Here is a 12,933-nt window from a genome sequence, read left to right as displayed (position 1 = left end):
GATTAAACAAGTTAAATCGTGGTGATCTCCGTGCTTTCTGTGGCTGTGCTGTACTCGTCTAAAGTTTTAAGGTAAGAATACGCTGCCTCTCTGGGGGTCATGTCTGTGTATAACTCATCCTCTAGTCTGATTTGATAGATATGAATGTTATAGCCGTCACGCACTTGGTCTATGGGTGGCCTGTCCTCGCCGATGGCTTGCTCGCTGACAAACACACTTAACTGAAAGGTACAAATGTGTGCACCGCCTTCGACTATCGCCAGCTCATTGCTATTGTCTAGGGTTTCACTCAATGACAAATTATTGCTGGTTGATAACTGACTGATGACTAAACAGGGATTATTAACGGTTATTCCGCTGGCCATGTCGATGCTGGGCATATTTAGCGCCATGTTGCTCTCCTTTTATTGCTCTATTGCTATGATGGTTAAATATTGTTTTGTGACGTCCGTATCGCTGTGGTGACGGGCATAGCTGGTCACTTTTATTCTGTAGGTAAAGTCTTCGGTGCTTGAGCTAGTGTCAGTATAAGTGGTTGAGCCGCTGCATGATTCCGATGTCGCGTATTGACTAAACTCAGGCATATAAGTAGAACCACTGGTACCGTTAAAGGTGCCACTGGTGCGCGTTGACCAACTGCCAGTGCCTAAACGGCGCTGTAACTGCCAGCCCAGTTTTGGGGTGGTCACACTGCCTGAATTGGAACGCCCCGCCCCTGACATGTCATAAGAGAACACCACAGATTTAGTGCGGCCGGATGTGGAAAACGGCCCCACAGTGAGCGGATATGAGTTCACTGTATAGCGAGTTTTAACGCTGGTTGTGCCCTCGTTTTTCAATGTGCCTGACGACAAAGTGCCACCAAAGTGACAGTTGCCTCTGTCGTCCTTGTAATTAATGGCGTTAGATTTTTTAAGGGCGTTCCAGTTCGGGTTTGAGCCGCTCATGAGCTTAGGGCCATACCATTGAATAAGATCGTCAGGGCCGAATGGCGTGGCGGCGGTGACTTCCATGTGGGTGCTACCGATTAAACGAATTTCCCCACCTTCCAATATGGGACTCGTTATTTTTTCACCCGCTTTGATGTGCTCACCAAGGATGGCCCCCGCGGCAATACTGTTGGCTGTGAGGCCGCCGAATACGGCTAAGCGGACTTGCAGGCTATTAAATAAGCCTTCGTTGGCCAGTAGTTTATTAATGAGGGCACTGTCGGCCTGAATTTCATTGGCGGTTAAGCCGCCAAAGGCGGCTAATTTCACTTTTAACGCATTAAATAAGCCTTCGTTGGCCAGTAATTGATTGGCGGAGATCACTCCGCTACCTATTTCAGTGACCGACGGGTTCACCCAATAATCAGTGGTTTGTGTGCCGTCATTAGAATAATTGAGCATACGCAGGCGCACTTGGGTGGTATCGGCTTTTAACTGAATAATATAGGAGACATTTTGCGTGTCAGGTACAGTGACAGGGTCTACATTGGCGCCGATAATATAGGTTTTCATGACTCGCCACTGGCCCGTGCTGATATCTCCCCCCCAAAAATAGGGGTTATTGGTTTCAGAATGAAGCATACGGGTGCTGGCATAATACCGTACTACAGTATCATAACTCTCTGTGCCACCTCTGGCATGTATGCCCAAATAGCGACTCCCCGTGCTACCGCCCGATGCTCGGTATACACTGATATTCACCTCATAGACTTTATTGTGATCTATATCAAAATAATCCGAATACCTAATCGTGTTTCCAGATGAGACAATTTTTGCGCCTTTTACAGACCGTCCTAAATAATTCACCGATACCAAATCACTGTTAGCAAACGACCAGCCCTCACAATGGTCTGTCATGGTGAAATTATTCACTAAGTTCCTAGCCGTCACATGGAGCTTTTCAGTGGTAATGGCATTGGCGGCGATGGCCTCGGCGGCTAGGCCACCAAACATGGCTAATTGCGCTTGTAATGTTAAAAAGAGGCCATTTTCGGCAATCAGCTTTTCAATTAACGCATTATTAACGTACAACTGCTCAGCCGCAATCGCATTGGACTCAACCATTCCTGCACGAACAAGGTTAGTCGAGACACAATCCCATTCCATGGCCACTGAAATGCGATAGGTGCTGTTATGCCAAGTCGCGACCACAGGCGCAGCGCTGCCATTAACGATAATGCGCGGATGATTTGATACTGAGCCTAAGGCTGAAATTAATGTCCATTGCCACGCCGATCCCGTCCATGACAACACGCCCACGGTTTTAGTCACAGTCCCCGTTCCCACTGTCACTAAAGTCACTGAATATTGTGCCTTCACATTACTAGTATCGGGGTAAAGGGTGGGCAGACTGCTGCCGTCATGAAAAAGCAAAGGATCATGGTTCGTTAAAGACGCACGATACTCTCGCGTCCATTTTTTGGTCATATGATACGTATTTACATTTGCGGCCGCTTCCGCGACATCCGCTTTCTCTGTGGCATCCTGCGCCGCAGCATTAATGGCCGCTTGTTTCGCCGCTTCCGCCTTAGCTGTGGCATCGGCAATGGCTCGCTGTTCAGCTGCATCCACTTTGCCATCGGCATGGGCTTTTGCTGTGGTTTCGGCCAAATTGGCTTTGGCAAGCGCATAGCTTTCAGCCGCACTTTGCGCAGCATTAGCCTTAGCGGCAGCATCTAACGCCGCAGTATCAATGGCGGCTTGTTTAGCTGCGTCGGCCTTGGCGGTGGCATCGGCAATGGCTCGGGCTTCTTCTGCATCCACTCTGCCGTCGGCATGGGCCTTGGCTGTGGTCTCTGCCAAGTTGGCTTTGGCAAGCGCATAACTTTCAGCCGCACTTTGAGCCACTTGAGCTTTGGCCTCGGCATCTAACGCGGCGGCATTAATAGCGGCTTGTTTGGCTGCTTCGGCCTTGGCCGTCGCATCGGCAATGGCGCGGGCTTCTTCGGCGTCCACTCTGCCGTCGGCATGGGCTTTTGCCGTGGTTTCAGCAAGGGCCGCTTTGGCAAGCGCATATTCTTGCGCCTCTATTTTGGCCGTCTCCGCCTTTGCGCTCGCATCATCCTTAGCAGTACTTATCGCCGCTTGTTTGGCCGCATCGGCTTTTGCGGTGGCATCGGCTATTGCTCGGGCTTCTTCGGCATCCACTTTGCCGTCGGCATGGGCCTTAGCAGTAGTTTCAGCAAGGGCCGCTTTGGCCAGTGCATATTCTTGCGCCTCTATTTTGGCCGTCTCCGCCTTTGCGCTCGCATCATCCTTAGCAGTGCTTATCGCCGCTTGTTTCGCCGCTTCTGCCTTAGCTGTGGCATCGGCAATGGCGCGGGCTTCTTCGGCGTCCACTCTGCCGTCGGCGTGGGCTTTAGCTGTGATTTCAGCCAGATTGGCTTTGGCAAGGGCATAACTTTCAGCCGCACTTTGCGCCGCTTGGGCTTTCGCTTGCGAGCCGCTGACGGTTTCCATACCTATGTCAATGAGATCCCCTTGTGCCGTCATCTCATAAAAGCTCAGCTCGTCAATATCGGCGATGCCTGTGCCATTACGATAATTGACGATAGCCACCAAGCGCACATACACAGTGCCCACTCTGAAATTATCGTGTGCATCGCCAATGCCTGTGATGCTACCTTCAAATGTGCAAAAACCATCACTTTCATGGATCACACTGGATATGCCGCAATACCTATGAGTGCCTGCGCCACCTGAAATAAATGCATAGTTCGCATCCAGTGTCACGACACCCGCATAGATTTTACTTTGATCACTGTCTTGATGCTGGCGCACGGTAAATTTCACTTTATAACGTTTGGCCGTATCCACAGGAAAGGTGCCAATGGTGAACACATATTGCTCTCCCGTTAAGCGCAGGACATTGCCCCCATATTGCCCAGCCTTTATCACTTGCGCGGTGTCAGACTCAGGGATCGACACTAACTCATTAGCAGGCCCCACAAACCCATGGCTATAGCCCGTTAAGCCGGACTCCATATAAAAGTCGGCTTGAGTGCGCATATAGGCCACATTGCTTAAAAGCGGGTTATCTAGGGCCGCTTGATAAACCGCGTCGGCTTTTGTGGTGGCATCCAGTGCCGCAGCGGCTATGGCCTGTGCTTTGGCGGCCTCAGCTTTTGCCGTGGCATCTTCAATGGCTCGCTGCTCTTCGGCATCCACTTTGCCGTCGGCGTGAGCTTTTGCTGTGGTCTCAGCCAAGTTGGCTTTGGCTTGTGCATAACTTTCGGCGGCAGTCTGCGCAGCCTGAGCTTTGGCCTCAGCATCCAGCGCGGCAGCATCGATGGCTGCTTGTTTCGCCGCATCGGCCTTGGCGGTGGCATCTTCAATGGCCCGCTGCTCTTCGGCATCCACTCTGCCGTCGGCATGGGCCTTGGCGGTGGTTTCGGCAAGGGTCGCTTTCGCCTGTGCATAGCTTTCTGCTGCCGTTTGTGCAGCCTGAGCTTTGGCCGCAGCATCCAGCGCGGCGGCATTAATGGCGGCTTGTTTGGCTGCTTCGGCCTTGGCGGTGGCATCTTCAATGGCGCGCTGCTCTTCGGCATCCACTCTGCCGTCAGCATAAGCGGCGGCGGTGGTTTCAACCAGATTGGCCTTAGCTAAGGCATAACTTTCGGCGGCGGCTTGGGCAGCACTGGCTTTTAATTGAGCCATATCACTGCCGATAATGTTATCGGTCACAACATGCTGCACGTTATCAAACTCGCTCACTTGTGATACCTGCCAACCTGCTTGCCACCGTGTGATCTCATAACTGGAATAACCCGCTTGCACATCACGCACGGCTACTTTTGGATAATAAAACAGACTGTTAGCGTCCCCTATCCAAATGCAGCATTTTTCCCCATCGTCACCAAAGCGCACCGCATGATCACTTTGACTGTCGCCAATAATTTTGGCCGTGTGCTGTTTCCATGTTGGCGTGGCCCCATAGTTATAACCTGCTACATATAAAGAAAAACTTTTACCTTCTCGGTAATCGTATACATCCACATAAAAGCTCAGCATGGTACTGCTGTACCACACAGGCAGAGTGATCTTAATGGCTCCCAGAGCATTATATTCACGCAGGCTATAAGTCCCCCCTTGGGGCCGTGCAATACGAGTGACGTTATTTTCCGTCACGTTATTGCTTAATAGCGGATCGCCTTTAGCGGTTTCAAGCGCCGTATTCACAGCATTAGTTTCCGCGGTTTGGGCTTTAAGCAGCGCGCCTGCGGGGGTTTCGCCACCCAGCTCAAAGGCACTAATGCCTTGATTAAGTAATTGCTGAGCATTGAGTAAGTTATTAGATAAATTGCTGTTATTGAGCGCCGCTTGCAGAGCTAACAAGTCATCACTGCCATCGGGCAAGCGCCCGGCCATAATATTATCCAGCTGGGTTTCTTCTTCGGGGGTAAATACCGGGGGGATCTCGGTTTGGATTTTACTCCAGGTATAATCCTGCCAATTGCCTGACGCCGTCGGCGTTTCTTTATCTGTGGCTATGCCCATCCAGGGCTTATTTTCACCTTGACTCTCATTGGTCGTAAAGCCTGTGCCTTGGTTATCATCGGCCCAAGCAAACCAAGAATAACTTTTAAAACTGTCGCCCAAGAGCGCCACTAACGAGGTATTATCAGAGCTGGTTTGCACGTTTCGCGGGCCAAAGTAACTGCTCACGCCATAATTATTCTTGCTGCGCGCCCAGACAAAATAGCCAGTATTAGGGTGCAAACTGGGCCAGATGATTTCTTTTCCTGAGCCTATATAGGCGGCCCCTGCAAAATCATTGCTAATCGAACCCAACAACTCAAAGGTGGTGGTGTTAGCAATGAGTACCGCCGTTTGGGGTTTAAGCACTAGCTCCAGCGCCCCTGCGATCACTTCTATGCCGACTACGGGCGGCGGCGCATCGCTGCCGATACTCAGCTCGGCAGGCACATTGGAGCGATTGGAAAACAAATTCACCGCCCACACTTTGCAGGTATAGGTACCCACGTCCAGCTTAGGCACATAATGCTGACTGATATCTGGGCTTGCTTGATACACTAGCCTGTCGCTTGTGTCGGTAATTTCTAATCGATAGCGATAACTGCTATTGCCGCCGGGTGCACTCCAGCTTAACAGCCCTTGCCAGTTGGCATCATCCCCCATGGCCTCCCAGCTTAAATTCGCCACTGTGGGCACATTACTGGCATTGGGTAAGTTTAGCGGCGGCGTGAGTTTACGGGCGGTATAACTGCCCTTGTCATAATCAAATAAATCCGGGTGAGTCTCTTTAAGCACCACCTTAATAGGCTTGCCAAAATCAAAGGCCCAATCCACCACTGAATAGGCTTTGTTAATGCCTAAGCGAGGCAAGTTCACATTAACCACTTTGCCCACGGCCAGCCCAAGGCCTATCATGTTGAGGCTCAAGGTTAACTGCTGGCCTGCACGGTTTAGCTCTAAATAGAGTTTCGCCAGTCGCTGAGCGGTATAGATAGACTGAGTAAAGGCTAAATCGATATCATGATCGATATACTCGCCGTTATCTTGAGCTTGATAATAAGACGACTCATAAGGCGGAAAATCTGTGGGCTGAAAATGATTATCAGGATCCACAAAAGTGCCGCGCACCGCATTACACAAAGAGGCTCTAGGAGTAAAGGAGCGAATAGACACCTCACCCGCTAAATCATCCTCGGTAATATCCATCACCGCAGGCCCTTGATACACGCCCGCATATAAGTGGTATTGGCCGCTCACATAGGTTTGCATGCCTGCGCCCGCCAGCAGTAATTTATCTAAAATCGATGCCGGGGTCATGGACTGAGTAAAAGTGCCGTTGCAAGTATAACGGGCCTCGCAATTGCCTTCGTCGTCATACTCTACTAACTCATCGCTGTCATTGGCCGCCAGCGCATAAGCCGTTAAATTTATCTCGCTGATATCCGCGCCAATGCCCGATTCAAACAAAGTAAAATCCAGCACACACAAGGCCCAGTTATTCGACCACTCCCAGGTGCTGCTATCATGCCAGCGATGACTCCCCATGCCGCCCACCGTACTGTCTTTGCGGGGATCATACACAGGCTTACCCCGCACTATGGCCTTAACGTTAGGCACACCACTGGAGAAGACTTCTTGATCATGTTTTAAGCGCACCGCCAGATACGTGATCCCACGGCCCACATGGCGCTCAGTCCAGTTGACACACTCATTCACTAAATCCGCATCGGCGCTCAATTGATTGCCTAAATGCACATTAATGCGCGCATGATCAACAAAGGGCGCTCGCACCACATTATTTTCAAACGCCAGCTCATCATTAAAATAAATGGCGTCTACCGCCTCGCATTCATGGCTCGCCAGCGGCAGCACAAGGTGCAAATATTCGTTATCGTTCCCCGTTTCTTCACTAAACACGATAGGGCCAGACACCATGGCGCGGCCATAAATACTGCGGCGCGCCTCGGTGCTGGAGCGCAGCATTTGCTGCTGTTGCATGGCCTCGTTTTCAAAATCATCGGGCATGGAGGGCATCATGGCCTCACGCAGGTATTTGCCTACGCCGATTTCCCACCAAGCATCTATGCCTACCGCATCAAAAACCAGCTTGCCCAGCGGCGTGCCATCAACAAGCGCATCGACGACTTTACCCATGACGACCTCCTAAGCGTGATTGAACCAGCGGTGATGCAAGATGCAATGACCATCCCCATTGAATACTGCTTGCGGGTAAACTCACTACCCCCTTTTGACTTAAGCCCCACACGCCATCGCCCCCTGCAATGCCAAGCGCGCTCTTTTGAGGATCTTGAGTATGTAGCTCTTGCGTATTTTGAAGCTCTTGAGTATGAGGCCCTTGAGTATGTGGCTCTTGAGTAAAATCAGGTTTAATAAGCACGACATCGCCGCGGCGGCATAACAGGGGCGGCACATGTGGCCCTAACAGGGCATCAAACAACGCCGTTAAATCATCAAACCCAGCCGCTTTAACTGCTCGCATTGCGCCTAATGCATTAGTGTATTGGCCGCGATAGTCAGCGCCAATATCCCCTAAATCCGCCCTGTCACCCCGCGCCAAAATCCAGTCAGCAATAAACAAACAGCAATCATGCTCACCCCAGTGAAAGTCACGGTGTCGATGTTCATCAATAAAGGCGATTAATCTATGGGGTAATGGATGACTTATATTGATACTCATACTCGATTCACCCTACGCCCGCTGCTACTGCTGCCACTGCCGCCCCCGCTTGAGGTGGTGGATTTGCCACCCGGCACGCCCCATTGCAACTCTCGCTCTGTGCTTTCACTGACAAACTCAAAAAAATCATCCGCCGACTCACGGGCTTGATGATCCGCATGGGTATAACGGCCATTGCGAGCATTTTTCCAATCCACGCCGCGAGAGTTAATTTCAAGCTTAATACTGGCCTTAGCGCCGTCACTCACTGTCATCACATCCATGCGGCCTTGAAATAAAATATCGGCGGCCTGAACCCGCCCAGTAGTCATATTTAAAGCGGCTAAATAAATCACTCCGCTACGGTTTTGATACTCTTCGGTCAGCGCCGTAGAGACCAATGAGGGCGGAATGCCTGATAACGTTAAACTCAATTTATTGGGCTGCACTTTGCCGTTTTGGGTCACATTACCGATTTTGCCTAATGCGCCGACGCCCAAATAAATCTGGCCGTCATATTCCACTTGGCCCACACCGCTGTGCACGCACACATCCCCTGAGACAAAATCAAGTTTGGTTAATAGCAAGCCGCTAATATGGGCCTGTCTTAAATAGGTTTTCATGGTCTCGGTGGCAAAGTTAATCATGTGCTCACATCCTCTATAAATTCCAAACTAAAGCTGGATAACACACGGCTTTTGGTTGAACGCCGCAGGCCTTGATTGTCATCTTTTAACTGCATAACAGCGCACGGGCTTTGCACAATAATGGGGCTGCCATCGGCAGGGGCGCGCCTAAGTGCGGCTTGAAAATTCAGTACACATTCACCATCACTGCTCGCGGTGGCGTCAGAGGTTAAAATCACTAATTGCTCACCAATTTGACAATAATCGCCTGCTTGCAAAAAAGTGCCTGACTCAACCCCATCAATCGCCAATTGATTGCCTGTTTGGTTACTGCCTTTCACAAACGGCGTGCCGCGTCCATGGCCCCTAGGCGTACTAAAGGCATGATCAAAGAGTTTTACCCGCCCCGCCATGCCCTGCATGTTTGACACAAAGGCATGCAAGGTTTGGCCTTGAGCACGAGTCAGATTGGCAAACTGCAATTTGGCGTGCCAGTAGGCACCGGGCAAACTTAAGGTTTGTGTTTGATTGCTATAAGGGTTAGTAAACACTTTAGTGCGATGCACTAAGCGCCAGTCACACGATGTAGGGTAAATTCCCTCGGGAAAGGTCAACAAAAAAAAGCCCTCGCTGCTACTGAGTGAGGGCTTAGTGTGGCGTGATTTTATCGCCTTAAGGATATGAAAGGTTTCGGGACTCTCGAACGCTTACTCTCGAACGCTTATAAAGAAAAAGCCGCGTTCAAGAGACAATGGCGCTCACGCGCCGAAAAGCAACATAAATGAAAGAGCACTAGCCCCCCCTTTGCTAGCCCCTTTGCGCCTGCCATACATCGCCGCGATTGTTGAGATCGTCAATGACTGCCGCCTTGGTCATGGCCACCAGTTGCGGCAATACATCATTGAGGTTTTCAGCTTCGGCTTCATTTGATACCACTATGGTATTGTTTTGCTGCATATTCATACCACGAGCGCCGCTACCTCGGCTACTGGCTTGCATGGCGTTCATCATCACGGCGTGCTGCTTACGCGTGTATATGGTCTCGCCGCCGTCCAGTAAATAGGTGCCTTCTCTGGGGATAGTGCCGCCGCCATGAAACTGGCCAATAATAGAAGGTAATAGCGCCATGCCCGCCACCATGGCCGCCATGCCCACGATAGCCGCAGTACCAAAAGACGCGATAGATGAGGTGGCCGCCGCGGGGGCCATGGACGCCGCCATAGAGGCCCCAGTGGTGGCTGCTGTGCTTTGGGCCACCGCCGCATTGGTTTGCATTATGCCTCTGTCTAGTGCTGCCGCTGCCAGCTTTTGCACCCCGTATTCTACTAACATTTTCACCACAGCCTTAGCCGCCCCTCTGGCCGCTTGCTGAACCCCATCACTGAGGCTCTTGGCTTCAAACATGGCGTCTGCGGTGGCGCTACCCACGCCCGCGCTAAATTGCTGGAAAGTGGTCGTCCACATCTCTTTATAATCCAGCGTCAACTCGCCGTTGATTTCACGGATCGCATCACTGTGACGCTGGGCTTCATCTTCGATCCGCTGGTGAATCTCCATGCGTTTGGCCAGATCATCCTCTGGCGTTATGGCTAATTCATTATTCAAAATCGCCATATTGTCTTGGTGTTTTTGATTTTCGGCGCGGGTCGGACTTAATTCATTACTGAGCCGTTCATAATCACTCTCTATTGCATATTCATCCCGCAATGCGGCCATGAGTTCGCGGCGCTTTTCCAGCGGCACATTGGCCTGCTCAAAATAAGTTTTGAGTAAACGTTCTTTATCGGCTAATTCGTTAGCCGCTGTGGTCACAGGATCGATAGCAGAGAGTAATTGCAAAATGCTGTCTTTTTGATCTTGAATTGCATCGGCGGCGGTTTTACTGGCATCTGCGGCTTTTTTTGTGGCGTCTATCTCTTTGGCGGTTTGCAAAATCTTGGCATTCACCACAGGATCTAACTCTTTTAATTTGCCGTGCTCAATTTCATAACGCACTTTGGCCGCTTCGCTCACATCACCGAAAAGGGCTTTTTGTTTGGTCAGGCTTTCAAGTAAGGTTTTTTGCTCATTATTGATCACGCCCGCTTGAGGTTGGCTCGTTTTTGTTTGAGTCTCTGCTTGCTTGGCTTTTAACGCCGCTAAATCATCATTGGCTTTTTTTAACTTAGCATTGACTTCATTGATTTCTTTGAGCTGGGCTTTGGCCGCCTCGCCTTGCTCTGCGACCAATGCTTTAATCCCATAATATTCGGCTTGATAAATTGAAGTGAATTGTGTCGGCTGATAACTTTGATCTAATAAATCTTTTTTTTGTTCCTCAAGCTTGGCTATTTTTGCCATTTGCTGCTCAATCACATTATCCAGTTTACGGCTGGCAATTTTTTCGGTGCGGCCTAAGAGTGAGTCCACTTCATCATCTAATCCAGCAATATCAGCTTTAGCATCCCGTGCACTGAGCGCTAATGAACCTAATGCCGCCGCGCCCATGAGTAATAATCCCGCTGGGCCGCCCGCCAGTGACATGGCTCGATTAAGCGCACGAGTGGCTAAGGTGGTGCGGGCCGTGGCGGCGGTAACGGCATTTCGCGCCGCCACTAAGCGCTGCTCGGCCACCACAGCTTGGCCGGATGTGAGCACTGCCCCCCGCTGTATGGTCGCTCTCTGTAATTCGGCTTGGGCCGTAGTGAGGGCGGCAGCCTGCGCGGCCCGTTCGGCATTAGCTTTTGTGATGAGACTCGCAGTATGAGTGATCGCCGCTTGAGTGGCGCGAGTGAGGGCCATCACAAGGCCTACTTGCATGAGTTGAATGAGGTTTTCGGCATTTTCCCCCGCCCACGCCATGCTGTCTGTCATAGCACTTAATATACCGCTAGCACTGGCATTAATGGGCTGCTCAAAGGCCACTAACATTTGCTCATAACTGTTTTTCATGTCACGGGTCTGCGCGCTGATATTCTCCGCTGTGGCCGCCGCTGCACCGTCATATTCTTTTAATGCCTCAATTAACGTCGTGCGTAAAAAGGTACTGGTGACTTTGCCCTCAAGCACCATTTGCCTAAAGCCACCCGCACTGAGACCTGCGGCCTTATCCATTTTATTGAGCAAGCCCGGCAGTGGCTCAACTAACTGATTAAGTTCTTCGGCTCGTACCACAGGAGAGGCCAGCCCTTGCGATAAGCCATACATGGCTTGGCTTAGCTGCACACTGCTGGCCCCTAGCGCCGATTGGGCGTTGCTCATGCCCTCTGTAATGCTACGGGCTTGTTTCTGAGTCACTAAGCCTGAATCCTGCAAATTAAGCATAGAGGCGTAACTGCCCGCTAATACGGTGAGTTCTTTGTGATGTTCCTTAGATAACTCAATTAAATATTGCTCGTTATCGGCATAAGCCGCAGCGGAGCCTGACAGCTGGGTTAAGCGAGTGCGCACATCTTGAAACGCGGCTAAATCACTGGCCATTTTTTGACTGAGATTAATGGCAGATAAGCCCGCAAAAGCGCTTCCTACATACACACCAAGGCGCTTGAGTGACAAGCCTGTTTGGTTACTTTGGCGCTCAACTCGGGATAGCCCTTGGCTGGCATTGCTGCCGCTGGCGCTTGTGGCATTGAGCTTAGTATTCAGCTTAGCCACCGCCTTTTCACTGCCGTTGACGGTGGAGATTAATTGACGGCCATCGGCGGTGAGGGTCAGGGCTATCTGTAAATCACTCATGGCGTTTCCTTTTCCTTGTTCACGTTATATAAACCTGCGCTCAGGGCTGTTTATGTGCTCAAGGCTGCACTTTATATAAGCCTGCGCTCAAGGCTGTTTCATTAACTGCTCATTAGCTTTTCATTAATGAGGCCCGTCACGGTATGGCCGATGAGGCGTAGCTTTTGATAATCTGTTGAGTCAACCTGTCGGCCCGACATGGCCACATCTGCTTGCACTGCCACCACGTCTAATCCTTCACAAATCGTTATTTGATTGTGGCTGTAACGCATGAGATCTTGCACTTGTAGCCACCAGATAAGGGCGGTTTCATGCTCTGACCAAAAGGCAATGGGATCATGTTTAGCCGGTATATCGGGGGTGATATTCAAAAGGCGCATCTCATCATCCATGGCCTGCTGCTCTTGGGGATTGAGCCTAGCATGCTGCACGTCATATAAAGCGCGCACCC

General features: G+C 50.8%; 7 protein-coding genes. All 7 read right to left on the bottom strand.

The window, feature by feature from the left end:
- Positions 1 to 11 precede the first annotated feature (11 nt).
- Positions 12 to 392, bottom strand: a complete 381-nt coding sequence (locus tag Q0791_RS00325; RefSeq protein ID WP_299001736.1) for a hypothetical protein — start codon at positions 390 to 392, stop codon at positions 12 to 14.
- 12 nt (positions 393 to 404) lie between these two features.
- Positions 405 to 7,619: a hypothetical protein gene (locus Q0791_RS00320; RefSeq protein ID WP_299001735.1), complete on the bottom strand. Its 7,215-nt coding sequence runs from the start codon at positions 7,617 to 7,619 to the stop codon at positions 405 to 407.
- Complete coding sequence (locus tag Q0791_RS00315; RefSeq protein ID WP_299001734.1) at positions 7,612 to 8,163, bottom strand: hypothetical protein; 552 nt, start codon at positions 8,161 to 8,163, stop codon at positions 7,612 to 7,614. Before Q0791_RS00315 ends, Q0791_RS00320 begins: the two co-directional genes overlap by 8 nt.
- Positions 8,160 to 8,789, bottom strand: a complete 630-nt coding sequence (locus tag Q0791_RS00310; RefSeq protein WP_299001733.1) for a hypothetical protein — start codon at positions 8,787 to 8,789, stop codon at positions 8,160 to 8,162. The genes Q0791_RS00315 and Q0791_RS00310 overlap by 4 nt, the downstream gene beginning before the upstream one ends.
- Positions 8,786 to 9,385 (bottom strand): hypothetical protein, encoded by a 600-nt coding sequence (locus Q0791_RS00305; RefSeq protein ID WP_299001732.1) that lies wholly within the window; start codon positions 9,383 to 9,385, stop codon positions 8,786 to 8,788. The genes Q0791_RS00310 and Q0791_RS00305 overlap by 4 nt, the downstream gene beginning before the upstream one ends.
- Before the next feature lie 190 nt (positions 9,386 to 9,575).
- Positions 9,576 to 12,482, bottom strand: a complete 2,907-nt coding sequence (locus Q0791_RS00300; protein WP_299001731.1) for a tape measure protein — start codon at positions 12,480 to 12,482, stop codon at positions 9,576 to 9,578.
- A 101-nt stretch (positions 12,483 to 12,583) separates the two neighbouring features.
- The gene (locus Q0791_RS00295) at positions 12,584 to 12,931 is read right to left on the bottom strand and encodes a hypothetical protein (RefSeq protein WP_299001730.1); all 348 of its coding nucleotides are present in this window, start codon (positions 12,929 to 12,931) and stop codon (positions 12,584 to 12,586) included.
- Positions 12,932 to 12,933: the final 2 nt, after the last annotated feature.

Origin of the sequence: uncultured Shewanella sp. (genome assembly GCF_947495455.1) — a bacterium.
Taxonomy (GTDB): Bacteria; Pseudomonadota; Gammaproteobacteria; order Enterobacterales; family Shewanellaceae; genus Shewanella.
The sequence above is the reverse complement of the archived record's forward strand: the minus strand, read 5'-3'. Positions and strand labels throughout refer to the sequence as shown.

What these genes read in the sequence shown, in the direction of transcription:
- Q0791_RS00315 (WP_299001734.1), bottom strand. Translation starts at nt 8,163, where the DNA reads ATGAGTATCAATATAAGTCATCCATTACCCCATAGATTAATCGCCTTT.
- Q0791_RS00310 (WP_299001733.1), bottom strand. Translation starts at nt 8,789, where the DNA reads ATGATTAACTTTGCCACCGAGACCATGAAAACCTATTTAAGACAGGCC.
- Q0791_RS00325 (WP_299001736.1), bottom strand. Translation starts at nt 392, where the DNA reads ATGGCGCTAAATATGCCCAGCATCGACATGGCCAGCGGAATAACCGTT.
- Q0791_RS00300 (WP_299001731.1), bottom strand. Translation starts at nt 12,482, where the DNA reads ATGAGTGATTTACAGATAGCCCTGACCCTCACCGCCGATGGCCGTCAA.
- Q0791_RS00320 (WP_299001735.1), bottom strand. Translation starts at nt 7,619, where the DNA reads ATGGGTAAAGTCGTCGATGCGCTTGTTGATGGCACGCCGCTGGGCAAG.